The organism is Chelatococcus sp. KU-N122, assembly GCF_055391085.1.
The window spans coordinates 4,689,541-4,715,086 of record NZ_AP043981.1 but is presented as its reverse complement, the minus strand read 5'-3'; the positions used below and the strand labels follow the sequence as shown (position 1 = coordinate 4,715,086).

At 68.0% G+C, this 25,546-nt stretch carries 21 protein-coding genes and 2 pseudogenes; 11 read left to right on the top strand and 12 right to left on the bottom strand.

All coding sequences use genetic code 11. From position 1 onward, the window contains the following. Window positions 1–9: 9 nt before the first annotated feature. The 9 genes and pseudogenes from ACZ5PO_RS21240 to ACZ5PO_RS21200 form a co-directional block, all read right to left on the bottom strand. A complete protein-coding gene (locus tag ACZ5PO_RS21240) occupies window positions 10–333 on the bottom strand; it encodes an XdhC family protein (protein WP_464183720.1) in 324 nt (107 codons plus the stop codon). Window positions 334–405: 72 nt separating this feature from the next. After that, a complete protein-coding gene (locus tag ACZ5PO_RS21235; protein WP_464183719.1) occupies window positions 406–1,611 on the bottom strand; it encodes a vWA domain-containing protein in 1,206 nt (401 codons plus the stop codon). Window positions 1,612–1,750: 139 nt separating this feature from the next. After that, window positions 1,751–2,668 carry an AAA family ATPase gene (locus ACZ5PO_RS21230; protein ID WP_464183718.1) on the bottom strand — a complete coding sequence of 306 codons (918 nt, stop codon included), beginning with the start codon at window positions 2,666–2,668 and terminating at the stop codon, window positions 1,751–1,753. A 149-nt stretch (window positions 2,669–2,817) separates the two neighbouring features. Then, window positions 2,818–3,618, bottom strand: coding sequence for an FAD binding domain-containing protein (locus ACZ5PO_RS21225; protein WP_464183717.1), 801 nt, complete (start codon window positions 3,616–3,618; stop codon window positions 2,818–2,820). A 180-nt stretch (window positions 3,619–3,798) separates the two neighbouring features. Next, window positions 3,799–6,161: pseudogene (locus tag ACZ5PO_RS21220) on the bottom strand (xanthine dehydrogenase family protein molybdopterin-binding subunit). A 104-nt stretch (window positions 6,162–6,265) separates the two neighbouring features. Continuing rightward, window positions 6,266–6,763 carry a (2Fe-2S)-binding protein gene (locus tag ACZ5PO_RS21215; protein WP_464183716.1) on the bottom strand — a complete coding sequence of 166 codons (498 nt, stop codon included), beginning with the start codon at window positions 6,761–6,763 and terminating at the stop codon, window positions 6,266–6,268. 242 nt (window positions 6,764–7,005) lie between these two features. Beyond that, window positions 7,006–8,202 (bottom strand): diguanylate cyclase domain-containing protein, encoded by a 1,197-nt coding sequence (locus ACZ5PO_RS21210; protein WP_464183714.1) that lies wholly within the window; start codon window positions 8,200–8,202, stop codon window positions 7,006–7,008. A gap of 160 nt (window positions 8,203–8,362) precedes the next feature. Continuing rightward, on the bottom strand, window positions 8,363–9,382 hold the full coding sequence (locus tag ACZ5PO_RS21205; protein ID WP_464183712.1) for a GGDEF domain-containing protein: 1,020 nt from the start codon (window positions 9,380–9,382) through the stop codon (window positions 8,363–8,365). Between the two features lie 620 nt (window positions 9,383–10,002). Further along, entirely contained in the window at window positions 10,003–10,458 is a 456-nt protein-coding gene (locus ACZ5PO_RS21200) for a CoxG family protein (RefSeq protein ID WP_464183710.1), read from the bottom strand. Between the two features lie 125 nt (window positions 10,459–10,583). Here ACZ5PO_RS21200 and pcaD point away from each other — a divergent pair, with 125 nt between their 5' ends. Continuing rightward, window positions 10,584–11,378: a 3-oxoadipate enol-lactonase gene (pcaD, locus tag ACZ5PO_RS21195; RefSeq protein WP_464183709.1), complete on the top strand. Its 795-nt coding sequence runs from the start codon at window positions 10,584–10,586 to the stop codon at window positions 11,376–11,378. Between the two features lie 8 nt (window positions 11,379–11,386). On the opposite strand, the gene ACZ5PO_RS21190 is transcribed toward pcaD, so the two are convergent. Beyond that, window positions 11,387–12,130 (bottom strand): ATP-binding protein, encoded by a 744-nt coding sequence (locus ACZ5PO_RS21190; RefSeq protein ID WP_464183708.1) that lies wholly within the window; start codon window positions 12,128–12,130, stop codon window positions 11,387–11,389. After that, window positions 12,109–13,392 carry a PAS domain-containing protein gene (locus tag ACZ5PO_RS21185; RefSeq protein ID WP_464183706.1) on the bottom strand — a complete coding sequence of 428 codons (1,284 nt, stop codon included), beginning with the start codon at window positions 13,390–13,392 and terminating at the stop codon, window positions 12,109–12,111. The genes ACZ5PO_RS21190 and ACZ5PO_RS21185 overlap by 22 nt, the downstream gene beginning before the upstream one ends. Before the next feature lie 382 nt (window positions 13,393–13,774). On the opposite strand from ACZ5PO_RS21185, the gene ACZ5PO_RS21180 reads away from it, so the two are divergent. From ACZ5PO_RS21180 to ACZ5PO_RS21135, 10 genes and pseudogenes are all read left to right on the top strand, one after another. After that, on the top strand, window positions 13,775–14,692 hold the full coding sequence (locus ACZ5PO_RS21180) for a branched-chain amino acid ABC transporter permease (RefSeq protein ID WP_464183705.1): 918 nt from the start codon (window positions 13,775–13,777) through the stop codon (window positions 14,690–14,692). A 10-nt stretch (window positions 14,693–14,702) separates the two neighbouring features. Beyond that, the gene (gene livM / locus ACZ5PO_RS21175; RefSeq protein WP_464183704.1) at window positions 14,703–16,163 is read left to right on the top strand and encodes a high-affinity branched-chain amino acid ABC transporter permease LivM; all 1,461 of its coding nucleotides are present in this window, start codon (window positions 14,703–14,705) and stop codon (window positions 16,161–16,163) included. Then, entirely contained in the window at window positions 16,163–16,999 is an 837-nt protein-coding gene (locus ACZ5PO_RS21170; protein WP_464183701.1) for an ABC transporter ATP-binding protein, read from the top strand. Before livM ends, ACZ5PO_RS21170 begins: the two co-directional genes overlap by 1 nt. After that, window positions 16,996–17,724 carry an ABC transporter ATP-binding protein gene (locus ACZ5PO_RS21165; protein ID WP_464183700.1) on the top strand — a complete coding sequence of 243 codons (729 nt, stop codon included), beginning with the start codon at window positions 16,996–16,998 and terminating at the stop codon, window positions 17,722–17,724. The genes ACZ5PO_RS21170 and ACZ5PO_RS21165 overlap by 4 nt, the downstream gene beginning before the upstream one ends. A gap of 157 nt (window positions 17,725–17,881) precedes the next feature. Next, complete coding sequence (locus ACZ5PO_RS21160; protein WP_464183699.1) at window positions 17,882–19,012, top strand: branched-chain amino acid ABC transporter substrate-binding protein; 1,131 nt, start codon at window positions 17,882–17,884, stop codon at window positions 19,010–19,012. 138 nt (window positions 19,013–19,150) lie between these two features. Then, complete coding sequence (gene pqqA / locus ACZ5PO_RS21155; protein ID WP_464183698.1) at window positions 19,151–19,240, top strand: pyrroloquinoline quinone precursor peptide PqqA; 90 nt, start codon at window positions 19,151–19,153, stop codon at window positions 19,238–19,240. A 31-nt stretch (window positions 19,241–19,271) separates the two neighbouring features. Next, window positions 19,272–20,168 (top strand): pyrroloquinoline quinone biosynthesis protein PqqB, encoded by an 897-nt coding sequence (gene pqqB / locus ACZ5PO_RS21150; RefSeq protein WP_464196966.1) that lies wholly within the window; start codon window positions 19,272–19,274, stop codon window positions 20,166–20,168. Beyond that, window positions 20,129–21,180: pseudogene (gene pqqC / locus ACZ5PO_RS21145) on the top strand (pyrroloquinoline-quinone synthase PqqC). Before pqqB ends, pqqC begins: the two are co-directional and overlap by 40 nt. Then, the gene (gene pqqE, locus ACZ5PO_RS21140; RefSeq protein WP_464183697.1) at window positions 21,177–22,289 is read left to right on the top strand and encodes a pyrroloquinoline quinone biosynthesis protein PqqE; all 1,113 of its coding nucleotides are present in this window, start codon (window positions 21,177–21,179) and stop codon (window positions 22,287–22,289) included. The pseudogene pqqC and the gene pqqE overlap by 4 nt, the downstream one beginning before the upstream one ends. Before the next feature lie 224 nt (window positions 22,290–22,513). Further along, window positions 22,514–24,715: a PQQ-dependent dehydrogenase, methanol/ethanol family gene (locus tag ACZ5PO_RS21135; RefSeq protein ID WP_464183696.1), complete on the top strand. Its 2,202-nt coding sequence runs from the start codon at window positions 22,514–22,516 to the stop codon at window positions 24,713–24,715. 158 nt (window positions 24,716–24,873) lie between these two features. On the opposite strand, the gene ACZ5PO_RS21130 is transcribed toward ACZ5PO_RS21135, so the two are convergent. Further along, window positions 24,874–25,521, bottom strand: a complete 648-nt coding sequence (locus ACZ5PO_RS21130) for a TetR/AcrR family transcriptional regulator (RefSeq protein ID WP_464183695.1) — start codon at window positions 25,519–25,521, stop codon at window positions 24,874–24,876. Window positions 25,522–25,546 lie beyond the last annotated feature (25 nt).

The window sequence follows — 25,546 nt, the reverse complement described above, 5'->3', positions numbered from 1 at the left end:
GGATGTGGTTCAGTTCACGGGCTCGACGTAGACCTTGATGCGGCCGCCGCAGGAGAGGCCCACCTGCCAGGCCGTCTCGTCGGCGACGCCGAACTCCAGCATCTTGGGCTTGGCCTCGCCGATCACGTCCATCGCCTCGGTCACGACCGCGCCTTCGACGCAGCCGCCGGACACCGAGCCCAGGAAATTCCCGTCCTCGTGGATGACGAGGTGGCTGCCGACCGGCCGCGGCGCCGAGCCCCAGGTCTCCACCACCGTGGCCAGCGCCACGCCCTTGCCGGCGCGGCGCCAGTTCTCCGCTTCCCTCAGGATGTCGTCGTCGCTTGCCAGCATCTTGCTCGTCTCCACGCGACCTCAAAGTAAGCCCTGCCCGGCAGCGCACAAGGCCGCCGGCTGCGGAGCTGGTCAACGCAACCAGTGCCTCGGATTTTCGCCGGGGCGGGCCGCGCCGAGCGCGGCCACGAGATCCTGCATCGATGCGACCGAGTGGATGGAGCGGAACTCGTCGACGTGGGGCAACATGGCGCGGATGCCCGCGGCGCGCGCTTCGAAACCGTCATAGCGGAGCAGCGGGTTGAGCCAGACCAGCTTCCGGGAGGAGCGGCGCAGCCGGTCGAGCTCGAACGTCAGCTCGTCGGTCACGTCGCGCTCCAGCCCATCGGTGAACAGCAGCACGACGGCGCCCTGCGACAGCACCCGCCGCGACCACAGCCGGTTGAAGCGATGCAGCGCTGCGGCGATGCGCGTGCCCCCCTCCCAGTCAGGCACGGCCTTGGACGCCCGCGCCAGGGCCTCGTCCGGGTCGCGCCCCGCGAGCTCGCGCGTGACGTTGGTCAGCCGCGTGGCGAACAGGAACGTGTGCACCCGCTGGCCACGCTCCGCCAGCGTGTGCATGAAATGAAGGAGAAGGCGCGTGTACTCCGCCATCGAGCCGGAAATGTCGACCAGCGCCACCACCGGCGGGTGGCGCGTGGCCGGTTCGCGCAGCGCCAGCTCGATCATGGCCCCGCCCGATCGCAGGGACCGGCGGAAGGAGCGGCGCGCGTCGATGCGGGCGCCACGCGGGTCCGGCACGAAACGGCGCGTGACGACGCGGTCGACCGGTAGCCGCAGTTCGGAGATCAGCCGCTTGGCCTGGGCGATCTCGGCCGCACTCATCTGGGCGAAGTCCTTCGCACGCAGGATGTCGCGGTCGGAGACGCTGAGGCGCGCCGACAGTTCGACCTCCTGCTGCTTGGGCTCGGCATCGCGGCGCCTGGGCGCAAACGCCTCGGCGACGCGGGCCGAACCCGGCTTGGGCGGCTTGTGCTCCGCGGCGGCCGGCGCCACCGGGCTCATCATGGCAATCAGCTTCTCGATCAGGCCGCGGCGGCGGAAGAACAGCCGGAACGCCTGCTCGAAGATGACGCTCTGCTCGCGACGGGTGACGAACACGGCGTGCAGCGTCCAGTAGAAGTCGGCGCGGTTGCCGATCCCCGCGACCTCCAGAGCCGTGATCGCGTCCAGGACGGTGCCAGGCCCCACCGGCAGCCCCGCCACGCGGAGCGCCCGCCCGAAGTGGGCGATGTTGTCCGCCAGCCGCCCCTGGTCCGCTTGCTCCGCGCCGGTCATGTCCGCTGCTATCCGAGGCTAAGTAGAGATTCGCGGGTCGGAACCGTGTTCCGACCCGCGAATCTCTGCCAAGACTTTGAGATCATGCAGACTTTCCGAACCCGCGCCGCGGGCGGAGTTCGGACATCCTGCTTAGCCGTCACTCCGCCGCCTTGAGATCACGCTCGAGGCTGTCGAGCATCTCCTTGATGCGCGAGCCCTTCATCTTCTCGATGTCGTCCTGATACTTGAGCAGCACGCCCAGGGTATCCGCCACGACGGTCGGATCGAGAGCCACGGCATCGAGCTCGACCAGCGCCGAGGCCCAATCGAGCGTCTCGGCCACGCCCGGGAGCTTGAACAAGTCTTCCTTCCGCATCGCCTGCACCAGCCCGACGATGGCCTTCGACAGCTCGGCCGGGGCCTGCGGCAGCCGCGCCTTCAGGATCGCCAGTTCCCGCTCGCTGTCCGGATAATCGACCCAATGGTAAAGGCAACGCCGCTTCAGGGCGTCATGGATCTCCCGCGTGCGATTGGAGGTGATGATGACGATGGGCGACCGCTCGGTGCGGATCGTCCCGAGCTCGGGCACCGTCACTTGGAAATCCGAGAGCACCTCGAGCAGATAGGCCTCGAACGCCTCGTCCGTACGGTCCAGCTCGTCGATGAGCAGCACGGGCGGGCCGGCCGGATCGGGCTCCAGCGCCAGCAGCAGCGGGCGCTTGATCAGGTAGCGTTCCGAGAAGATGTCGCTCTGCAACGTGTCGCGGTCGATGTCTCCGGCCGCCTCGGCGAGCCTGATCGCCATCATCTGGCCGGCATAGTTCCATTCGTAGACGGCGGCGGCGACGTCGAGGCCTTCGTAGCACTGCAAGCGGATCAGGCGGCGGCCCAGCGTCCGCGCCAGCACCTTGGCGATCTCCGTCTTGCCGACGCCGGCCTCGCCTTCGAGGAAGAGCGGCCGCCCCATGCGCAGCGACAGGAACAGAACGGTCGCGAGAGACCGATCGGCGACGTAGCCCCCGGCCTCCAGCAGCTTGAGTGTCTGGTCGATGCTGGTGGGCGGCGAATGAACCATGACGATCCGATCGGGCGACGGCAACCGTCACTGGTCTTAAAGCGCTTTCCGCCGGAATGAAATCGCCGCGACGTCGCGCCCCGGCGCCCGCCCGCCGACCGGAGCTCTCGGATTCGAGCCCCGCCCCGGCAAAGTGCAGCCGCCCTCGATCAGGCGGACGCTTGCTGCACCGCCCGCCTGGCCATGACGCCGATCAGATGCGCCCGATATTCGGCATCGGCGTGGATGTCGCTGTTGAGCCCCTCCGTGGGCGGGACCAGTCCGTCCAGCGACTTGGCCGTGAACCGCCCCTTCAGGGCCTCCTCGGCCTCCAGCCAGCGAAAGACGCCGTTGGCGCCGGCGCCCGTCACCGCGACTCGGATGTCCGAGCTGCGCTTGGCGACGAACACGCCGACCAGGGCGAAGCGCGACGCGGGGTTGGGGAACTTGGCATAGCCCGCCTTGGCCGGCACCGGGAAGCTCACCTTGACGACGAGCTCGCCCTCCTCCAGCGCCGTCTCGAACAGGCCCTTGAAGAAGTCGTCCGCCTCGATCTTGCGTTTGTTGGTGATGATGGTGGCGCCGAGCGCCAGGCACGCAGCCGGATAGTCGGCGGCCGGATCGTTGTTGGCGATGGAGCCGCCGAGGGTGCCCATATGGCGCACGGCCGGGTCGCCGATCGTCGAGGCCAGCTCGGCCAGCGCGGGAATCGCCTCGGCGACGTCGGGCGACTCGGCGACCTCGGCGTGGCGCGTCATGGCGCCGATGGTGAGCGTGCGCGGGCTGCGATCGATCCCTCTCAGCTCTTCGACGGCATTGAGGTCGACGAGATGGCCCGTCTGCACCAGCCGAAGCTTCATCATCGGCAGCAGTGATTGCCCGCCGGCGAGCAGACGGGTGTCCTCGTCCTTCCCGAGCAGGCCGGCGGCCTGCCGCGCGGTCGTCGGGCGATGGTAATCGAAAGCGTACATCGTGGCTCTCCGCTCTCCCGCAGCGATGCGGGCTCGTCAGATGCGCTTTAGAGCAGCGGACGCTCCGACAGGATCGGAGCCGTCGCTCAATCTCATCGATCTAGCATCGGCTTCGCTTCACGACCGGCGCCTTGTTTGGGCTCCGATGCGCGAGACGACGGGCCGACGCCTCATTCAGCCCTATTCGGCCGCAAGGCGCGGCGGCGTCCGGCAGGCCCGCCAGATCGCCTGGGGCGTCGCCGGCATCTCGATGTTCTCGTGGCCGAGCGCATCGGTCAGCGCATTGACCACGGCGGGGGGAGCCGCAATGGCGCCGGCCTCGCCGCAGCCTTTGATGCCCAACGGGTTGGACGGGCACGGCGTGACCGTCATGTCGACGGTGAACGACGGCAGGTCGGCCGCCCGCGGCATGCGGTAGTCCATAAAGCTCGCGGTCACCAGCTGGCCGGAGCCGTCGTAGACGGCGCCTTCGAACAGGGCCTGGCCGACGCCCTGGGCGATGCCCCCGTGGACCTGCCCCTCGACGATCATCGGATTGATGACGTTGCCGAAATCGTCGACGGCAACCCATTTGTCGATGGTCGCGACGCCGGTCTCCGGGTCGATCTCCAGCTCGCAGACGTGGACGCCGGCCGGGAAGGTGAAATTGGTCGGGTCGTAGAACGCCCCCTCCTTGAGCCCCGGCTCCAGCTCCTGTCCGGAGAACTTGTGGGCGATATAGGCCTGCAGCGCGACCTCGCCGAAGGCGAGCCCGCGGTCCGTGCCGGCAACGGAGAAGCGCCCGTCCTTGAACTCGATATCGCCCTCGGACGCTTCGAGCACGTAGGCCGCCACCTTCTTGGCCTTGGCGATCACCTTGTCCATGGCCTTGACGATGGCCGACATGCCGACGGCGCCCGAGCGCGAGCCGTAGGTGCCCATGCCGAACTGCACCTTGTCGGTATCGCCGTGAACGATCGACACCTGCTCGATGGGGATGCCGAGCCGGTCCGACACCAACTGGGCGAACGTCGTCTCGTGTCCCTGGCCGTGACTGTGGGAGCCGGTGAGCACCTCCACGGAGCCGGTCGGATTGACCCGGACCTCGGCCGATTCCCACAGGCCGACGCCGGCGCCGAGCGAGCCCACCGCCTGCGACGGGGCGATGCCGCAGGCCTCGATGTAGGCGGAGAAGCCGATGCCCCGCCGCATGCCTTTGCGGGCGCTCTCGCGCTTGCGCTTGGCGAGGCCCGTGTAGTCGATCAGCTCCAGGGCCCGCGCCAGCGAGGCGTTATAGTCGCCGGTATCGTAGGCCATGATCACCGGCGTCTGGTGGGGGAAGCTCTTCACGAAGTTGCGGCGGCGCAACTGCACCGGATCGATGCCGAGCTCGCGGGCCGCGACCTCCATCAGACGCTCGATCACGAAGGTGGCCTCGGGCCGTCCCGCCCCCGGTAGGCGTCGACGGGCGCCGTGTTGGTGTAGACGCCGTCGACCTCGCAGTTGATGGCGGGAATGTCGTACTGGCCGGACAGCAGCGGCGCATAGAGATAGGTCGGCACCGACGACGAGAAGGTCGACAGATAGGCGCCCAGATTGGCGATCGTCTTGACCCGGAGGCCGAGGACCTTGCCGCGCTCGTCGAGCGCGAGCTCGGCGTGGGTGACATGGTCGCGTCCATGCGCGTCGCACAGGAACGCCTCGGTACGGTCGCTAGTCCATTTGACCGGGCGCCCGACCCGCCTCGCCGCCCACACGCAGACGGTTTCCTCGGCATAGATGAAGATCTTGGAGCCGAAGCCACCGCCCACGTCGGGGGCGATGACACGCAGCTTGTGCTCGGGGGCGATGCCGATGAAGGCGGCCAGCACGAGCCTCGCCACATGCGGGTTCTGGCTGGTGGTATGGAGCGTGAAAACCTCGGTCCCCGGCTCGTATTCGCCGATCGCCACCCGCGGCTCGAGCGGATTGGGCACCAGCCGGTTGTTGACCAGGTCGAGCTTGGTGACGTGAGCTGCCCGTTCAAAGGCTGCGTCGGTCGCCGTCTTGTCGCCCAGCTGCCATTCGTAGACGGTGTTGCGGGGGGCCACCTCGTGCACCTGCGGCGCCTCCGGCGCCTGGGTCTTGGCAGTGTCGACCGCCGCCGGCAGGACGTCGTAGTCGACGACGACGGCCTCGGCGCCGTCACGGGCGGCCGTCAGCGTCTCGGCGATCACCACCGCGACATGGTCCCCCACGTAGCGGACCTTGCCCTGGGCCAGCGCCGGATGCGCGCCCGCCTTCATGGGGCTGCCGTCCTTGGAGTGGATCATCCAGCCGCAGATGAGGCCGCCGACGTTGTCCGCGGCGACGTCATCTCCCGTCAGAACCGCCAGGACACCCGGCAAGGCGCGGGCGGCGGCCGAATCGATGCTGCGGATGTGGGCGTGGGCGTGGGGCGACCGCACGAACACGGCATGGGCCTGGCCCGGTCGGTTGAGATCGTCGGTGTACTGGCCACGGCCGGTGATGAAGCGTTGATCTTCCTTTCGGCGCACCGCGGTGCCGATCTTCGTCACGCCCATGATGGTCCTCCCTGGACGAGAGCATGCTCAGCATTCGCGCATGCCGCGATGACCGCATGCTCCTCGATTGTGATCCGCCGGCGCGGGCCGGGCCCGCCGTCCGTCTACTCGGCCGCCTGCTGCGCCGGCCCCTCAGCTGCCATGGCCCGGGCGCCGGCCGCGATCGCCTTGACGATGTTGTGGTAGCCGGTGCAGCGGCAGAGGTTGCCCTCCAGCTCCTCGCGGATCGTGGTCTCATCGAGCGCCGAGCCTTTGCGCCGGACCATGTCGACCGCAGTCATGATCATGCCGGGTGTGCAGAAGCCGCACTGGAGGCCGTGGTTGTCGCGAAAGGCTTCCTGCATCGGATGCAGCCCGGCGGGGCTCGCCAGGCCTTCGATGGTGGTGATCTGCGATCCGGCGCAAGTGGCCGCCAGCACGGTGCAGCTCTTCACGGCATGCCCGTCCATGTGAACGACACAGGCGCCGCATTGGCTGGTATCGCAGCCCACGTGCGTGCCGGTCAGGCGCAGGTGATCGCGTAAAAACTGAACGAGCAGAGTGCGCGGATCGAGCTCCGCAGACGCCGGCTTTCCGTTCACCGTCATGTTCACGGCGACCATGCAGCCCTCCTCCTTGGCAAAACCCGCTCCGCCGTTGCGGGTGGGAATGCCCGCGGAAAATGGGTGAACCGCGGGCGACGGCGGCAACTCAAGCACCTGTTTGGAACTTGTCGAAATCAAATCTGAACCCCCGCCTTTTGAGGGTCAAGTAGACGATCGGTGGGGCCGAAGCAGGAAAACGCCGCGAAAACGAAAAAAGTCGTGCCGGCGGCGTCGAGGCAGCGGGAGCCCGCCCGCCCCCGCTAATGTCCAGGCTGCCTGCGCACGAAGGGCACAACGCGACGATCGCCGCCTTCGCCGTCGAAAGGCGCCGGCTGGTGCATGGCCGGATCAAACAGCACGACACCGGAGGCGGCCTGCGCGCGGGACCGGTCGAGCGCGGCGCAGGCGGCAGCAGCGAGCGCCGTGAGATCATGGCCGCCCTCGGACGTGGAGGCGATGCCGATGTCGAGACGCCAGCCGCGCTCGTCGCAGAAGTCTCTCAGAGCGCGGAACATCCGTTCGCCGGACGCCGTCGCGTGTCCAGCTGCCGCGCCCGTCAGCAGACAGGCGAAATCGGCGTGTCCGGTGCGGCCGACGACGTCGGTCGACTGGAGCTGCTGACCGATGACGCGCGCGAATCGATTGAGTGGCTCAGCCTCGATCACGCCGGCCGAAACATTCGGCCGGATCTCCGCAAACAGGAGCGAGACCTCTCGCTGCTCGGCCCTGTACCGTCGAATGGCACGCTCCGCCTGAATCACGAAGCTGCCGCGGGCGAGCACACCGGTGACCGGATCGATCACGGCGTCGCGCGGCGACGCGAGCGTCGCCCGCTCCTTGCTGAGGGCGACGGCCAGGAAGGAGAATGTCGTCGTCGTCAGGAAGGTGAACAGGAATGCGATACTGTTCCAGAGCGCTGGCACCTCGATCGGCCACGATACGAAGGCGAAGGACGCCGCGCGGGCCGCGCTGACGAAAGCCATGATGCCGGCAAGGGCCATCATGGCGTCGCGCGACATCAGACGCTCGCCGCGGCCGCGCCAGCACTCGACGGCGATCGCCACCGACAGGGCCGCTATCCCCGCCGCGGGCAGGAATGATCTTGCCCAGGCAAATCCGCCGACGATGGCGGGTAGATTGACCACCAGCCAGATCATCGGCAGCAGTATGGCGATCGGCCATAGCGATGTTCGGCCCTCGAAGACCCGGACGCCCTGCCATGCGAGGGCAAATGCGGAAAGCCTGGCGATGTCGGCAAGCATCGCCGCAGCGCCGTCGTGCGGCAGGTCGAGCCATGCGGGAAGCGCCCGGCTCACGCCGGCCACGAGATAGGCGGCGGCCCACCACAGCAATGGTGTGAAGCGCCGGTCGCGCACCCAGAAATAAGACAGGAGCACGCTCTGGATGGTGGTCGTCACACCACCGACGACGAAAAGCGTGGCCGCATCGAACAGCATGTTTTTTCCGGGGCCATGCAGGGAACTGCCGTCCGAGGCGCGTTCCTGTTGCCGCTATCACTACCGTATCGGAAGGGCGAAAGCTGTGTCGGGAGGGAAACGGGCGCGGGCGTTGAAACGCTGACGAGGGGCGAGGCAAGAGCAGCAGAGCCAGCCGACGCTACCGATGCCAGACCCGGTCCCGGCTCGTGAAGGGAATGACGCGGCCGGCGGCACCGGCGACCGGCTCGTCGGCGACGCGCTCGAGCGAGGGGTGATAGAGCACGACGCCTTCGCCGCGCTGCCTGCCGTGCTCCATCGCGGCATCCGCCGCTTCGACGAGCGCCCGCAGGTCATGGCCAACCTGGGTGGAGCTCGCGACGCCGATATGCACCCGCGCCTTGGACGCGAGCACCCGATCGACGCCGGCCATCGCGTGAATGCTTTCGCCGATCGAGACGGCGTCGTTGTGCGTTATGTTTGCCAGCACGCACGCAAATTCCGTACGTCCCATGCGGGACATCAGGTCGTTCGGCTTGAGAAAGCCGAGCGTCTGCTCGGCAAATCGATGCAACGCCGTATCGTCAGCCGAGCCGTCCGACGGAATACCGAGATCGATGAGCAACAGGCAGACCGGACGCCGCTCGGTCGCATAGCGCGCCACCAAGCGGGCCCCCTGCAACATGAAGGCGCCCCGACGCAGCACGCCGGTCACCGGATCGACCGCCGCGTTGTGGCGCTGACTGACTTCGATCCGCTCCTTCGACAGCGCCACGAACAGGAACGCCATCACCGAGATCGATATGAAGATGAAAAATGCAAACGCGGCATACCAGGCGGTGCCGGCCGGCGGCTCAGCTCCGATCGGATAAGGCAACAGGCTGCCGTAGGCGCTGCGGACGGCGAAGATGACCGAACATGCCGAAAACAGCGCGATGAGCGGGCGGCGCGACGACAGCCGCTCGCCCCGGCCGCGCCAGAATTCCACGGCCGACGCCCCGGTCAGCACGGCAATCAGCACGGACATGATCGCCGTGCGCGCCGGCTGCGAACCGAGGATGCGCTCGTCCAGGCAGGACAACACCCAAATGACCGGCGACGCCAAGACTGCCAGGATGCTCGTGCGCAGCCCTTCGAACAGTCGGACGCCCGCCCAGCAGCAACCGTAGGCCACCAGGATCAGCGCATTGGCGACGATCATCGAGAGCGCGTCGGGGATGACGCCACGGCCGGCGAACAGCGCGATGCCGATGCTGCCGACGATGAACGCCAGCCCCCAGACGCCCAACGCCTTGACCTTCCGATCCTGCCACCAGAAGAAAATCAGCAGCAGGCCCTGCACCAAGGTCGTAAAGAAACTCGCGATCAACAGGGTGGCCGAGTCGAGATGCATGACTGTCAACGCCCCCCCTTGCGTGCCTCTGCAACACTACCGGATACCCCGGGGACCGGATAGCCGAGACGATACCGTTGTCGAATCATTCAGTTAACGTTTCGCGGAGCCAATTTTCCCGCAGAGCGGAATACGACCGCCCAGCCGTCGCCCATGCCGTGGGGCGCACGCCCGGCTTTCCCCCCAGCCGCACGGCTCCATAGCCCGAAATGTCCGCTCAATGTACTTGGTTCCGCCGAATCCCTGCGCGCTGAGCGGGTCTGTCATGTTGTACTCGCCTATCTGGCGAAACACAAAACGTCGGAGGCGGCACAGATCCGCGGCCTAGCCCCATGAGAGGCGATCGCCCGATCGGCAAGAATGGTTCAAGCCATTGAATCCGGAGCGCCCTTCTCGGCCGGGAGCACCCGCTCGATGGGGAGATCGCTCTACGCGGCGGGGGCCGATACGGCTTTGGCGAGGTTTTCGAAGAAGCCGTCGGCGTAGTTCTTGGCGACCCCGTTCACCAGCCGGCCGCCGAGCTGCGCCAGCTTGCCGCCGATCTGCGTTTCCACCTCGTAGGCGAGGCGCGTTCCCGCCTCCACTTCCGTGAGGGTCACGAGCGCGCCGCCCTTCGCGAAACCGGCGACGCCGCCTTCTCCCTCGCCGGTGATGCGGTAGCTCTCGGGGGGCTTGATGTCGCTCAGCTCAACCCTGCCCTTGAACGTCGCTTTGACCGGGCCAACCTTGACCTTCGCGGTCGCCCTGAACTCGGTATCGCTCACCTTCTCGAGCGCCTCGCATCCGGGGATACATGATTTCAGCACCTCGGCGTCGTTCAGCTTGGCCCAAACGGTGTCCCGATCGGCGGACAACACCACCTCGCCCGTCATCGTCATCGCCATTGCTTCGCTCCTTGAGGTCCGCCGGTCTAAGAACAGACGCTCACCGCAAACGGTGAGCTTTACGCAAGCCTAGCATGGCGGCGGAGCGGGCATCCATATCGTCGACGTGACAACAGGAGGTACCCATGCCGATGTTCGAGACCGCCGCAGGCCGCTTCCATGCGGTGATCGACGGTCCTGCGACCGCGCCCGCCCTGGTCATGGCCCACTCGCTGGCGGCCGACCTGTCCATGTGGGAGCCTCAGCTCGGCGCGTTGGCGCAGCGCTTCCGGGTGATCCGGTACGACGCGCGCGGCCACGGCGGCTCGGACGGGCCGGCCAGCCCCTTCAGCATCGATCGGCTCGGCCGCGATGCGCTGGATCTTCTCGATGCGCTGCACATCGAACGTGCCCATTGGTGCGGCCTGTCCATGGGCGGCATGGTCGGACAATGGCTGCTGGCGCACGCGCAACACCGGCTCGGGCGCGTGGTGCTCGCCAATACCGCGGCCGTGGCCGGCCCCCCGGACAGCCTGAACGATCGCATCCGCCTCGTACGCCAGGCGGGCATGGAGTCGGTCGTCGAGGCGACCATGGCGCGCTGGTTTACACCAGGGTTCCGTGCAGCTCGCCCCGACGTGGTCGATGGTATTCGGGCCCTGGTCCTGGCGACGCGTCCCGCGGGCTTTGCCGCCTGCTCGGCGGCGCTGCGCGACATGGACCTGCGCGCCGTCATCGGCGGAGCCCGCAACCCGGTGCTGGTCATCGTCGGCGCCCACGACCCGGGCACGCCGCCGGCGGCCGGCCGCTTCATCGCTCAGCAGATCACCGGTGCCCGCGTCATCGAGCTCGATGCGGCGCACCTGTCCAACGTCGAGCAGGCGGAGGCCTTTACCCGCGCCGTCCTGGACTTTCTGCTCGACGAGGCCGACGCGACGTAGGCCGATGCTCAGGGCGGGCCGGCATCGGCCCGGCCGCCATCGCCGTTGCGGCCAAAGCGCGGCAGGAACAGCTTGACCGTGGTGCCGCTGCCGCCCTCGCTGTCGATGCTGACGTGACCGCCCGACTGCTTCACGAAGCCGTAGACCATCGACAGACCGAGTCCGGTCCCCTGCCCAAAGGGCTTGGTCGTGAAGAAGGGCTCGAACACGCGGTTGAGCACCTGGGCGTCCATGCCCATGCCCGTATCGGACAGGGCGATGAGGACATACGGACCGGGCGCACAATCCCCGTCGGTGCCCACGCTGCACGTCGCCTCGACATTGGCCGTCTCGATCCGCAGCATGCCGCCGGCGGGCATGGCGTCACGGGCGTTGAGCGCGATGTTGAGGATCGCCGCCTCGAGCTGATTGGCGTCGGTGTAAGCCCTCCACACGTCGCGACCGAGCAGGGGCCTGACCTCGATCGATTCGCCGAGCGTGCGGCCCAGCAAGTCGCTCATCGAACGAACCAGCTGGTTGACGTCGATCGGCTGCGGATTGAGCGCCTGGCGCCGCGAGAACGCGAGCAGCCGTTGGGTCAATGCCGCCGCGCGCTCGGCCGAAGCGGTGGCCGTGGCGATATAGCGGCCGACCTCGTAGACCCGGCCGCTCTCGAGCTTGCGCCGCATCAGGTCGAGCGAGCCGATCATCGCGGTCAGCATGTTGTTGAAGTCGTGCGCGATGCCGCCGGTCAGCTGGCCGATCGCCTCCATCTTCTGCGCTTCGCGCAGTTGGGCTTGCGCTGCTTCGAGCTCCGCCGCAGCCTGCTTCTGGGCGGAGACGTCGCGGCCGATACAATAGAGGACGTCGCCATCCTGAACCGCCGACCAGGAAATCCAGAGGCAGCCCCCCCGCGCGTGACGAGCCGGTTCTCGTAGGTGCCGTGGCTCTCGCCCGACAGATGCAAGAGCAGCTCGGCCCGCGACTGCGCCCGGTCCTCCGCCGGCTCCAGCCATTCCGACGTGCGGCCGATCAGTTCCTTGCGGCTCCACCCTAGGGAGCGCTCGGCGGCCGGGTTGACATCGAGCCAGCGGCCGTCGCGGTCGGCCACGACGAGGATGTCCTTCGACGTTCGCCACAGGCGGTCGCGCTCGCGCGTCCGCTCCTGGATCCGCTCCTCGAGCTGTGCGTTGGCGCGCCGAAGGTCGGTTTCCGCCTGCTTGGCCTCCGTCAGGTCGTGGGCGGCGGCGATGTAGCCTTCCAGCTCGCCGGTGGGGCCGAACACCGGCTGCATGGCGGCGCGCAGCCAACGCCATTGCCCATCGCAGCGCATGACCCGTGCTTCCATCTCGCACAGCCTCAGCGAGGCGCGGCCGGCCTCGATCGCCGCGAGCACGCCGGGCAGGTCGTCGCGGTGGACGCCGCTGCGCCAGTTGGTCTGGAGCACCTGTTCGTGGGTCAGTCCGACAAAGTCGACATAGGCCTGGTTGATGAAGCCGAGCCGCCCGTCGACGCGCTCCATCCAGATCGGCATCGGGATGTGCCGGGCAAGGCTTCTGAAGCGCTCCTCGCTCTGGCGCAGCGCGTCCTCCGCCAGCCGCCGCTTGGTGCTCTCGACCACGAACAGGAAGAAGCCGTCCACCTCGCCGGCCTCGGTGCGCCGCGGCGTCAGCCGGCATTCACCCCAGCGCGACCGCCCGTCGGCATGGGGAATGTAGAGCTCGACCGTCGTCGGCTCGCCCTCGAGCGCACGCCGCATCGCCGGCAGCCGCTCGGCGAAGCCGATCGGCCCGACCAGATCCGTCACCGGCTTGCCGACGATCTCCTGCGGCGGACGGTGGAACCAGTCCCGGTAAGCCGCATTGGCGAAGCGATAGACGAAATCCCGGTCGATGAAGGCGATCAGCACCGGCAGCGAATCGATAATCTCGGCCAGGGACGCCGCATCGACGGGGCCCTCGGCCCAAACGCCGTCGGCGCCAGCCGGAGGCGCCGTGCGAAAGAAATCCGGAATGGAGGGCTCGGCACTCGACATGGACCGCTTCAACCTCCTGACCACCGGCGCCCCGACACCGTTGGCAGCATTGCCTTATAGCACGCTGCGCCCGGAATGGCTCGGACCTCGCGTTCGTCCAGCCGAGCTTCGGCCGCTCGGGTGTGCCGCAGCCCCCCATCCCGGCCTCGCCGGATGTGCGGCCCGCAGCGGAGCCTGGATCATCTCTTCCCGGCAAAAATCGGGCCGATCGCTTGGCATCGCGCGCGCAGGCAGGATAAGACAAACGGGGAGCGGTACTTGGTCTGAGGCTTGCTACACTTGGTCTGAGGTTTGCTGCGGAAGTGCAACCGGCAGGGCTCACGGTGGGGCGCATTGACCTCCGCCCCCTGCTAGCGGGTTTTGTCAGAGGGACGGCTGGAGAATGGCAGATTTCGTTCAGCAATTGGTGAACGGGCTTACCTTGGGCTCCATCTACGGCCTCATCGCCATCGGTTATACTCTCGTCTTCGGCATTATCGGCATGGTGAACTTCGCCCACGGCGATGTGTTCATGGTCTCGTGCTTCATCGCGCTGCTGCTCTTTCTGTTCGTGAACGCCGTGCTGGGCGCCGGCGCGGTCATCCTCTCCCTGCTGATCGTCATGGTCATGTCCATGGGCCTGACCGGGCTTTGGGGCTGGACCATCGAGCGGCTGGCCTACCGCCCCCTGCGCGGCTCGTTCCGCCTCGCCCCGCTGATCTCGGCGATCGGCATCTCGATCTTCCTGCCCAACCTGATCCAGGTCACGCAGGGCGCCCGGCCCAAGCCGACGCCGCCGATGGTCGGCGACGTCATCGTGCTGTTCACCGACGGGCACTACGATGCGACCATTTCCTACAAGCAGCTGATCATCATGGCGGTGACCGCCGTCCTGCTGGCGATCTTCTGGTACGTGGTGCAGAAGACGCCGCTCGGCCGGGCGCAGCGCGCCTGCGAGCAGGACCGGCGCATGGCCGCCCTGCTCGGCATCAACGTCGACCGCACCATCTCGCTCACCTTCGTGATGGGCGCAGCGCTCGCCGCCGTCGCCGGCACGCTCTACCTCCTCTACTATGGCGTCGTGTCCTTTTCCGATGGCTTCGTTCCCGGCATCAAGGCCTTCACCGCGGCCGTTCTCGGCGGCATCGGCTCGCTGCCGGGCGCCGTCGTCGGGGGGCTCATCATCGGCCTCGTGGAGACCATGTGGTCGTCCTACTTCTCGATCGAGTACAAGGACGTCGCCGCCTTCGCCATTCTCATTGTCGTGCTGATCTTCATGCCCACCGGACTGCTCGGACGCCCGGAAGTCGAGAAGGTGTGAGCGTTCCGCGATGACCAATCTCGCCCGTGCGACGACAGCCGCAGACCGTCCGGACCGGCCGGCGCCCGCTCGTGATGGCGCGCACGCCGTTCCCCACGCGGGAAAGCCCGAGGGCGGCATGATCGCCGCGGCCAAGGATGCCGCCCTGGCCGCGCTGGTGATGCTCGGCCTCTCCTTCCCGATCCTGCTGCTCCGCTCGGACGTCGGCTCCAACAACGAGCTGGTCCTGACCCCGCGGGTGCCGCTCGTGGTGGCCGCCTGTGCCATCGTCTTCTTCGGTCGCCTGGCGCTCGCCTTCGTCCGCCTGGCATGGCGCCGAAGCCGTCCGCGACCCGCCGCGATCGAGGCGCCCCCCGTCCGCACGACCGCCGACAGGACGGCGTTCGGCCGGGTCGCCGGTCTCCTCGGCATTGCGCTCGTTGGCGCGGCGGTCGCCTTCCCGTTTCTGGCGGCCTACGCGTTCGGCGGCCTGAGCGCCGCGCGCTACTGGATCGATCTCGGCATTCTCGTGCTGACCTACCTGATGCTCGGCTGGGGCCTGAACATCGTCGTCGGCCTCGCCGGCCTGCTCGACCTCGGCTATGTCGCCTTCTACGCCGTCGGTGCCTATTCCTACGCCCTGCTGTCGACGACCTTCGGCGTGTCGTTCTGGATCTGCCTGCCGGTGGCCGGCATCATGGCTGCTTTCTTCGGCATCCTGCTCGGCTTTCCGGTGCTGCGGCTGCGCGGCGACTACCTCGCCATCGTGACGCTGGCCTTCGGCGAGATCATCCGCCTCGTGGCCATCAACTGGGTGAGCCTCACCAACGGCAGCGCAGGCATCTCCTCGATTCCGCGGGTATCGTTCTTCGGCATCCCCTTCACCAGCGGCGACAACGGCTTCGCCGCCACCTTCGGGCTCACCTTCGATCCGATGCAGCGGATCGTCTTCCTCTACTACCTCATCCTCGTGCTGGCGCTGGTCACCAACGCGGTCACGCTCCGGCTGCGGCGGCTGCCGATCGGCCGTGCCTGGGAGGCCTTGCGCGAGGACGAGATCGCCTGCCGCGCGCTCGGCATCAACACCCGCAACACCAAGCTGACGGCCTTCGCCATCGGTGCCATGTTCGGCGGCTTCGCCGGCTCCTTCTTTGCCGTCCGCCAGGGCTTCGTCAGCCCCGAGAGCTTCAATTTCATGGAATCGGCGATCATCCTGTCGATCGTGGTGCTCGGCGGCATGGGCTCGCAGGTGGGCGTCGCCATCGCGGCGGTCGCCATGGTGGCGGGCCCCGAGCTGCTGCGGCGGCTCGAGGTCCTGCAGGTCGTGTTCGGCGAGCACTTCGACCCCAACCAGTACCGCCTGCTGCTCTTCGGCCTCGCCATGGCGGCGATGATGGTATGGCGGCCGCGCGGATTGATCTCGCAGCGCACGCCGAGCGTCCTGCTGCACCGGGCGGGCGCGCCGGCCGCAGCCCCTGCGGAGGCGCGTTGATGCGGTGGCAGAACGACCCGCTGCTCGCGGTCGAGCACCTCGTGATGCGGTTCGGCGGGCTGGTCGCCGTCGATGACCTGTCGTTCAGCGTCGGCCGCTCCGACATCACCGCCGTCATCGGCCCGAACGGCGCCGGCAAGACCACCGTCTTCAACTGCATCACCGGCTTCTACCGGCCGAGCGGCGGGGCGCTCACGGTGCGCAGCGGCGAGCGGAGCTTCTCTCTGGAGACCATGCCCGGCCACGCCATCGCGGCCAAAGCCAAGGTGACGCGGACGTTCCAGAACATCCGCCTGTTCGCCGGCATGACCGTGCTGGAAAACCTGCTGGTCGCCCAGCACAACCCGCTGATGCGGGCCTCCGGCATGAGCTTCCTCGGTCTCCTCGGCATCGGCTATCCGGCCGCCGAGCGCGCCGCCATCGACAAGGCGCGGCACTGGCTGGACCAGGTCAACCTGACGAGCCGGGCCGATGTCGCGGCCGGCGAGCTGGCCTACGGCGACCAGCGGCGGCTGGAGATCGCGCGGGCCATGTGCGCCGATCCGGTCCTGCTGTGCCTGGACGAGCCGGCGGCGGGCCTCAATCCGCGCGAGAGCGCGGCGCTGACCGACCTTCTGCTCGACATCCGCAGCACCACGCCGACCTCGATCCTGCTCATCGAGCACGACATGTCGGTGGTGATGGAGATCTCCGACCACGTGATCGTCCTCGACTACGGCCGCAAGATCGCCGACGGAACGCCCGAGGAGGTGCGCCGCGACGAGCGGGTGATCGCGGCCTACCTCGGCGTCGCGGACGAGGAGTTGCCCGCGGTGGCTGCGGAGGTCGGCTCATGAGCCCGGTGCCGCTGCTGTCGATCAGGGGCGTCAAGGCCTTCTACGGGCGCATCATGGCGCTCAAGGGCATCGACCTGGAGGTCAACGAGGGCGAGATCGTCACGCTGATCGGTGCCAACGGCGCCGGCAAGTCGACCCTGATGATGACCATCTTCGGCAATCCCCGTGCCCAGGACGGCGCGATCGTCTATGGCGGCCGCGATATCTCGCAGCTGCCGACCCACGAGATCGCCCGCCTCTCGATCGCGCAGTCGCCGGAAGGACGGCGCATCTTCCCGCGCATGACGGTGCGCGAGAATCTGCAAATGGGCGCGGCCGTCCTGGGCGGCGCCCACTACGACGAGGATCTGGACCGCGTCTGCGGGCTGTTCCCGCGCCTGCGCGAGCGCCTCGACCAGCGCGGCGGCACGCTCTCCGGCGGCGAGCAGCAGATGCTGGCCATCGCCCGCGCGCTGATGAGCCGCCCCAGGCTGCTGCTGCTCGACGAACCCTCGCTGGGCCTGGCACCGCTCATCGTCAAACAGATCTTCAACGTCATCCGCGAGCTCAACCAGCGGGAGGGCATGACCGTGCTGCTGGTCGAGCAGAACGCCTTCCATGCCCTTCGCCTCGCCGACCGCGGCTACATCATGGTCAACGGCGAGATCACCATGACCGGCAGTGGCGCTGAATTGCTGCGCAGCCCCGAAGTTCAGGCGGCCTACCTGGAGGGCGGCCGGCACTGAACGGCCGGGCCCGGCGACCGACGCCGGGCGGGCCCAAGCCGGACGGAAGCCGGCAGCCGGAAGCTGCAAAAATAGTCATGCCGCCGCGCCCGGATCATCTATTGTCGGGGCGGCGGCGAACTGACCGACATTCGATAAATCGAAGCGGAGGGAGACGATGACGACAAGATCAGTACTGGCCGCGCTCGCGCTCGGCGTGGGTTTTCTCGGCGCCTCGACGGCGCACGCCGAGGTCAAGCTCGCGGTCGGCGGGCCGCTGACGGGCTCCATCGCGGCCTTCGGCGCCCAGCTGCGCAAGGGCACGGAGCAGGCGGTCCAGGACATCAACGACCAGGGCGGCATTCTCGGCCAGAAGCTGGAGCTGTCGATCGGCGACGATTCCGGTGACCCCAAGCAGGGCGTCTCGGTCGCCAACAAGTTCGCCAGCGAAGGCGTCAAGATGGTGGTCGGCCACTTCAACTCCGGCATCTCGATCCCGGCGTCGGAGGTGTACGAGGAGTCCGGCATCATCCAGATCACGCCGGCGTCGACCAATCCCAAGTTCACCGAGCGCGGCATGTGGAACACGTTCCGCACCTGCGGACGCGATGACCAGCAGGGCGCGATCGCCGGCACCTACATCGCGGACAAGTTCAAGGGCAAGAACGTCGCCATCGTCCATGACCGCACCCCCTACGGCCAGGGCCTGGCGACCGAAACCAAGAAGACCCTGAACGCCAAGGGCGTGAAGGAGGTGCTCTACGAGGGCATCAACCCGAGCGAGAAGGACTATTCGGCCCTCGTCTCCAAGCTCAAGTCCGCCAACGTCGATCTGGTCTATTTCGGCGGCCTGCATCCCGAAGCCGGCCTCATCATCCGCCAGATGAACGATCAGGGCCTCAAGGCGCCGCTGATGTCGGGCGACGGCATCGCCGACAAGGAGTTCGCCCAGATCGCGGGCCCCGGCGCCGCGGGCACCCTGATGACGTTCGCGCCGGATCCGCGCCGCAACCCGCAGGCCAAGGACGTGGTCGAACGCTTCAAGGCGAAGGGCTTCGATCCGGAGGCCTACACCCTCTACAGCTACGCCGCCGTCGAGATCCTCAAGCAGGCGGCGGAAGAAGCCAAGTCGCTCGACCCCAAGAAGATGGCCGACGTGATGCACTCGGGGAAGGTGTTCAAGACCGTGATCGGCGACATCGCCTACGACAAGAAGGGCGACATCACCCGGCCGGACTACGTGGTCTACGAGTGGAAGCGCACCGGCGACGGCTCGATCAACTACGCCGGCAACCAGCTGACCAACTGACGCGGCGCCGATCGGCGCAACGGGTCGGCCGCCCGCGCAACGGGCGGCCGCCTCGTCTCTTGCGGGAACGCATTTGGGTTGTATGCTGAAGCCGACGTCGCCCGAAACGATACCAACCGCGACGCACGGAGGATAGACATGGCCTGGGAGAAGCCACTCGCCGTCGAGATCTGTGTCGGCATGGAAGTGACGAGCTACGAATCCGCCGACCTGCCGCCGGAGTTCTGAGCGGGGCGAACATCGCCGTCGCCCGCGCGTGCTGGAGGCCATTCTCCTCGGCTCGGCCGCTGGCGGCGGCGTGCCGCAGTGGAACTGCCGGTGTGCCGTATGCCGACTGGCCTGGGCAGGCGACCCGCGCGTGCGCTGGCGGACGCAGTCGAGCCTGGCCCTCTCGGCCGACGGCGAGCGCTGGATCGTCGTCAATGCCTCCCCCGATCTCCGTCAGCAGATCGCCGCAACGCCGGAGCTGGCGCCGCGCGCGGGCGTCCGGCACTCGCCCATTACAGGCGTGATCCTCAGCAACGGCGATGTCGATCACATCGCCGGGTTGCTGACCCTGCGCGAGCGGCAGCCCTTCGCGCTCTACGCCAGCGAGGCCGTGCTGGGGCTCGTCGAGGCGAACCCGATCTTCCGGGTGCTGGACCCCGCGCTGGTGACGCGCCGCGTGGTCCGCCTGGGCGAGCCGTTCACGCCCGCCGACGGCATCTCGGCAACGTTGTTCACCGTGCCCGGCAAGGTGCCGCTGTGGCAGGAGGGCGGCGACGCGGACGGGGGCGCCGACGGGTGGACCGTGGGCATCGACATCGCCGCCCATGGCCGCCGCATCGTCTCGATTCCCGGTTGCGCTGTCGTCGATCCAGCGGTCCGGATGCGTGTCGCCGACGCCGACGTGCTATTCTTCGACGGCACCGTCTGGCGTGACGATGAGCTGCTGGCCGAAGGCGTCGGCAGCAAGACGGGAGCGCGCATGGGTCATGTGGCCATGGCTGGCGAAACCGGCTCGATCGCGGCCCTGAGGGACGTGGCCGTGGGCCGGCGGGTGTTCGTCCACATCAACAACACCAACCCGGTGCTGATCGAGGGCTCGCCCGAACGCCGGGAAGCCGAGCGGGCCGGTTGGGAGATCGGCTACGACGGCTGGCGGGTTTCGCTGTGAGCGCCCTGCTCGCCCCCGACGCATTGGAGGAGCGGCTGCGGGCGATCGGCCGGCAGCGCTACCACGACCTGCATCCGTTCCATGGCCTGCTGCATGGCGGCAGCCTGTCGAAGGATCAGATCCGGGCCTGGGCGCTCAACCGCTACGTCTATCAGGCGGCGATTCCCATCAAGGATGCGTCGATCGTCGCGCGCATGGACGATCCGGCGTTGCGGCGCATCTGGCGCCAGCGCATCATCGACCACGATGGCGCCGCCGCCGGCGAGGGCGGCATCGAGCGCTGGCTCAGACTGACCGACGGGCTGGGCTTGCCGCGCGACTACGTCATGTCAAGGCGAGGCGCGCTGCCCGCCACCCGCTTTGCCGTCGAGGCGTACGTGCATTTCGTGCGGGAGCGGTCACTGCTGGAGGCGATCGCCTCGTCGCTGACGGAGCTGTTCAGTCCCTCGATCATCTCGCAACGGGTGGCCGGCATGCTGGCGAACTACGACTTCATTTCGCGCGAGACCCTGGCCTATTTCGACGACCGCCTGACGCAGGCGCCGCGCGACGCGGATTTTGCGCTCGACTACGTCAAACGCCACGCGACGACGGCGGAGGCCCAGGACGCAGTGGCCGACGCCCTGCGGTTCAAGTGCGACGTCCTGTGGGCTCAGCTCGATGCGCTCCACTTCGCCTATGTCGAGCCGGGCCTCATTCCGCCCGGCGCCTGGCAGCCAGCGGAGGACGGCGCATGACCCCGTTCGCGGGCACGGATGTACCGCGCCTGCCCGCCGGCGTGCGGCTGAAGACCGACGCGGTCCGCGGCTCTGTGCTGCTGCTGGCGCCGGAACGCGCATTCGCGCTGAATCTCATCGCCGTCAAGGTGCTGGGGCTGGTCGACGGGCAGCGCTCGGTCGATGCCATCGTCGCCATGCTGGCCGAGGAGTTCAACGCGCCGCCCGAGGCCATCCTCGCCGACGTGACCGAGCTCCTCGACGAACTGGCACGCAAGCGCGTCGTCGAGCGATGAGCGCCGAGCACCCGCCGCTGTCGCCGCCGATCGGCCTGCTGGCCGAGCTCACCCATCGCTGCCCGCTGCGTTGCCCCTATTGCTCCAATCCGATCGACCTGGCGCGGCGCGGCACCGAGCTCGACACGGCGAGTTGGCGACGGGTCTTTGACGAGGCGGCGCAGCTCGGCGTGCTGCACGTGCATCTGTCCGGCGGCGAGCCCACCGCCCGGGTCGACATCGCCGCCCTGACCGGTCATTGCGCGGCGGCCGGGCTCTACACCAACCTGATCACCTCTGGCGTCGGGCCGGCCGGCGAGCGGCTGCCGGCGCTCGCCGGCGCGGGGCTCGATCACGTGCAGCTGTCGGTGCAGGCGGCCGACGCAGCTTGTGCCGATCGTATCGCCGGCCGCGCGGGCGCCCATGCCGAGAAGCTCGCCTTCGCCGCTGCGGTGGCCCGGCTGGGGCTGCCGCTGACGCTGAACGCGGTGATCCACCGGGGCAACATCGGCGAGGTCGAGGCGCTCATCGCGCTGGCTGTCGCCGTGGGGGCGCGGCGGCTGGAGATCGCGCACACGCAGTACTACGGCTGGGCCCTCACCAACCGGGCCGCGCTCATGCCGACCCGGGAGGATGTCGCCCGATCCGTCGCGGCGGTCGAGGCGGCGCGCACCCGGCTCGCCGGCGCGCTCGTCATCGATTTCATCGTGCCCGACTACTTCGCTCGCTATCCCAAGGCCTGCATGGGGGGCTGGGGGCGACGTCTGCTCAACGTGACGCCGTCCGGCGAGGTCATGCCGTGCCACGCGGCGGCGACCATTCCGGGGCTGGTCTTCTGGTCGGTCCGCGACCATAGCCTGGGCGATATCTGGCAGCGCTCGCCGGCCTTCGAGGCGTTCCGTGGCACCGACTGGATGCGCGAGCCGTGCCGGAGCTGCGAGCGCAAGGAGCTGGACTGGGGCGGCTGCCGCTGCCAGGCCCTGGCGCTCGCCGGCGATCCGGCCGCGGTCGACCCGGCCTGCATCAGGAGCCGCGACCACGACCGCGTCGTTGCGCTCGCCGCAGCGGAAGCCGCGGCGGATGCGCCGCCCTACCGATACCGCTCGTTCGAACGCCTCCATCACAGCTGACGCGGAGCGTGCCGTCCGCATGCGCCGCGGGCGCTCTTCGGCGCGCCGACGAGATTGCACGTGACAGCCCCGCGCAACCACGCTTAGAATTACTCCAGCCTAAGCATGGTCCTGCAGTCGTCCTGCAGGTGCAGGGCCGTACCCGGGTGCAAACAAGCTGCCGGCGGACGAATCGATCCTATCGTGCAGCAATCCGGTCTCGCTGAAGACCGTGGGAGGAAACGATGGACCGTGTTGTCCCCGCGCTGCTTGCGCGCGCCCAAAGCGTTGGCTTCTGGCCAATGTTGCCGATCTCGCAGCCTGCTTCGGCAGGCCTGCTGCGATTAGGGCTCGCGGCCGCCGCCTGCGTCCTGCTGGCCACGGCCCCCTCCCGCGTCGAGGCGGAAGATGCCAAGCCCGCGGCGCCGCGAACCACCGCGGTCACGGGCCTCGACGGCGCTTCGATCACCGCCAACGCGGCGACCGGCAAGGACTGGCCGAGCTACGGGCTCGACTACGCCGAGACGCGTTTCAGCAAGCTCGACCAGATCAACGACACCAACGTCAAAGAGCTGGGCCTGGCCTGGACCTATGACCTCGAATCGACGCGCGGTGTCGAAGCGACGCCGCTGGTCGTCGACGGCGTGATGTACGTGACGGCGTCGTGGAGCGTGGTGCACGCCATCGACGTGCGCACGGGCAAGCGGCTCTGGAGCTACGACCCCGAGGTGGACAAGGCGCTCGGCTACCGGGGCTGCTGCGACGTCGTCAACCGGGGCGTCGCACTCTATCGCGGCAAGGTCTATGTCGGCGCCTACGACGGCCGGCTGATCGCCATCGACGCGGCGACCGGCAAGAAAGTGTGGGAGAAGGACACGATCATCGACCGGTCGTTCTCCTACACGATCACCGGCGCGCCGCGCGTCGTGAAGGGCAACGTGGTGATCGGCAACGGCGGTGCCGAGTTCGGCGTGCGCGGCTATGTCACCGCCTACGACGCCGAGACCGGAGCCCAGAAGTGGCGCTGGTTCACCGTCCCCGGCGATCCGTCCAAGCCGTTCGAGGACGAATCGATGGCCATGGCGGCCAAGACCTGGGATCCGGCCAACAAGTACTGGCTCAACGGCGGCGGCGGCACGCCGTGGGACAGCATGGTGTACGATCCGGAGCTGAACCTGCTCTACGTCGGCACAGGCAACGGCTCCCCGTGGAGCCGCCACCTGCGCAGCCCGTCGGGCGGCGACAACCTGTTCCTCGCCTCGATCGTGGCCCTGAATCCGGATACCGGAAAATACGTCTGGCATTACCAGGAAACGCCGGGCGACAACTGGGACTATACATCGACGCAATCGCTGATCCTGGCGGACATCCCGATCAACGGCACAACCCGCAAGGTGGTCATGCATGCGCCCAAGAACGGCTTCTTCTTCGTCGTCGATCGCACCAACGGCCAGTTCATCTCGGCGAAGAACTTCGTCGATGTGAACTGGGCGACGGGCTACGACGACAAGGGGCGTCCGATCGAGGTGGCCGAGGCCCGTAGCGGCGACAAGTCGTTCGAGGCAATCCCCGGCCCCTACGGCGCCCACAACTGGCACCCGATGTCGTTCAACCCGCAGACCGGCTATGCCTACATCCCCGCCCAGCACGTCCCGATCACGCTGATGGACGACAAGAACTGGGTCCGCAACGCCAACACGCCCGGGCAGCCGGCCTCCGGCGTCGGCTGGAACCTGGCGATGTTCGTCAACGCCACGCCACCGATGAGCAAGCCCTTCGGACGCTTGGTCGCCTGGGATCCGGTGCAGCAGAAGGAGGCGTGGCGGGTCGAGCAGGTGTCGCCCTGGAACGGCGGCACGCTGACCACGGCGGGCAACCTCGTCTTCCAAGGCACGGCGGATGGGCGCTTCGTCGCCTACAACGCCAAGACCGGCGACAAGCTGTGGGAGTCGCCGACCGGCACCGGCGTCGTGGCAGGGCCGGCGACCTACATGGTGGACGGCAAACAGTACGTGTCGGTCGCCGTCGGCTGGGGCGGTGTCTACGGCCAGGCGGCGCGCGCCACCAACAAGGTCGGCCCGGGAACGGTGTTCACCTTCGCCGCCGGCGGCAAGGCGCCTCTGCCCAAGTTCGCCGAGTATCAGATGGAGAGTCTGCTCTCCGGCGTGAAGTACGACCCGGCGGACGTGGCGCACGGAACGCTGCTCTACATCAGCAACTGCGCCTTCTGCCATGGCGTGCCCGGCGTCGACCGCGGCGGCAACATCCGCAACCTCGGCTATGTGCCGCGGGAGGAGATCGAGAACCTCGATAACATCGTCTTCAAGGGCCCGTTCACGGAGCGGGGCATGCCCGATTTCACCGGCAAGCTGACAGCGGCGGACGTGGTGAAGATCAAGGCGTTCATCCAGGGCACGGCCGACGCGATCCGGCCCAAGAACAATTAGGCATCGGACCCAAAAGTGGACGCCGGTTTTGGGATAAATCCGATGCTAAAACAAAGGGCTAGAGCGGCAGCTCCGATTCCATCGGAGCGTCCGCCGCTCTAGGCGATGCCGGGATGACTTGGCGGCCGGGTCGCAGCCCGGCCGCCGCCGGACGCGCCTTACTTGAGGACGGTCAGGGCGAAGTCGTCGGCGATCTGCTCGATGGTGAGACGGTCGGGCCGGTACCATTCGCCGGCCCAGTTCATGGCGCCGAGCAGCAGCAGGCGGACGGAATCGGCGGAGACATCGTCGCGTAATGCTCCCGCGGCGCGCAGCTCGGCCACCAGCTCGCGCCAGACGTCCTCGTAGCGGCGGCGCCGCTCACTGTTCTTCTGGCGGATCTTTTCGGGAACGAACGAGAAGGAGCGGATGCAGGCCGAGGTGTAGTCGCTGTACTCCAGCGACGAGCGCAGGTGGGCCGCGATCGCCGCGGCGAGGCGCCGGCGCGGATCGTCCTTGGGTGCGCTCGCCAGGGCCTCCACGACAGCCTCGTGCACGATGTCGACGCCGCGATCGATGACCACCTGGACGATGTCGTCCTTGGAGCCGAAGTAATGATAGATGGTGCCGGCCTTGATGCCGGCGGCACGGGCGATGGCGCGAGTCGTCGTCGCTTCGTAGCCCCGGCGGCTCAGGATGTGCGCCGCGGCATCGAAGATCTCTTCGCGCGAGCCGCTGGTCGGCGCGGCCGCAGCCGAGGCATCGTCGGCGTCGGCACTCGCGTGCATGCCGGATGACAGACGGCCGGATGCGGTTGAGGGGCTCATGCCGACCACATCTCACAATCGAGGG

Bases quoted from the DNA above. Each gene is read 5' to 3' on its own strand.
- ACZ5PO_RS21185 (WP_464183706.1), bottom strand. From the start codon at position 13,392: ATGTCGAGTGCCGAGCCCTCCATTCCGGATTTCTTTCGCACGGCGCCT.
- ACZ5PO_RS21190 (WP_464183708.1), bottom strand. From the start codon at position 12,130: ATGGAGGCGATCGGCCAGCTGACCGGCGGCATCGCGCACGACTTCAAC.
- ACZ5PO_RS21230 (WP_464183718.1), bottom strand. From the start codon at position 2,668: ATGGTTCATTCGCCGCCCACCAGCATCGACCAGACACTCAAGCTGCTG.
- ACZ5PO_RS21225 (WP_464183717.1), bottom strand. From the start codon at position 3,618: ATGTACGCTTTCGATTACCATCGCCCGACGACCGCGCGGCAGGCCGCC.
- ACZ5PO_RS21205 (WP_464183712.1), bottom strand. From the start codon at position 9,382: ATGATCGTCGCCAATGCGCTGATCCTGGTGGCCTACGGTTGCTGCTGG.
- ACZ5PO_RS21200 (WP_464183710.1), bottom strand. From the start codon at position 10,458: ATGGCGATGACGATGACGGGCGAGGTGGTGTTGTCCGCCGATCGGGAC.
- ACZ5PO_RS21160 (WP_464183699.1), top strand. From the start codon at position 17,882: ATGACGACAAGATCAGTACTGGCCGCGCTCGCGCTCGGCGTGGGTTTT.
- ACZ5PO_RS21165 (WP_464183700.1), top strand. From the start codon at position 16,996: ATGAGCCCGGTGCCGCTGCTGTCGATCAGGGGCGTCAAGGCCTTCTAC.
- ACZ5PO_RS21130 (WP_464183695.1), bottom strand. From the start codon at position 25,521: ATGAGCCCCTCAACCGCATCCGGCCGTCTGTCATCCGGCATGCACGCG.
- pqqE (WP_464183697.1), top strand. From the start codon at position 21,177: ATGAGCGCCGAGCACCCGCCGCTGTCGCCGCCGATCGGCCTGCTGGCC.
- pqqA (WP_464183698.1), top strand. From the start codon at position 19,151: ATGGCCTGGGAGAAGCCACTCGCCGTCGAGATCTGTGTCGGCATGGAA.
- ACZ5PO_RS21180 (WP_464183705.1), top strand. From the start codon at position 13,775: ATGGCAGATTTCGTTCAGCAATTGGTGAACGGGCTTACCTTGGGCTCC.
- ACZ5PO_RS21170 (WP_464183701.1), top strand. From the start codon at position 16,163: ATGCGGTGGCAGAACGACCCGCTGCTCGCGGTCGAGCACCTCGTGATG.
- ACZ5PO_RS21235 (WP_464183719.1), bottom strand. From the start codon at position 1,611: ATGACCGGCGCGGAGCAAGCGGACCAGGGGCGGCTGGCGGACAACATC.
- pcaD (WP_464183709.1), top strand. From the start codon at position 10,584: ATGCCGATGTTCGAGACCGCCGCAGGCCGCTTCCATGCGGTGATCGAC.
- ACZ5PO_RS21210 (WP_464183714.1), bottom strand. From the start codon at position 8,202: ATGCTGTTCGATGCGGCCACGCTTTTCGTCGTCGGTGGTGTGACGACC.
- ACZ5PO_RS21215 (WP_464183716.1), bottom strand. From the start codon at position 6,763: ATGGTCGCCGTGAACATGACGGTGAACGGAAAGCCGGCGTCTGCGGAG.
- ACZ5PO_RS21240 (WP_464183720.1), bottom strand. From the start codon at position 333: ATGCTGGCAAGCGACGACGACATCCTGAGGGAAGCGGAGAACTGGCGC.
- ACZ5PO_RS21135 (WP_464183696.1), top strand. From the start codon at position 22,514: ATGGACCGTGTTGTCCCCGCGCTGCTTGCGCGCGCCCAAAGCGTTGGC.
- livM (WP_464183704.1), top strand. From the start codon at position 14,703: ATGACCAATCTCGCCCGTGCGACGACAGCCGCAGACCGTCCGGACCGG.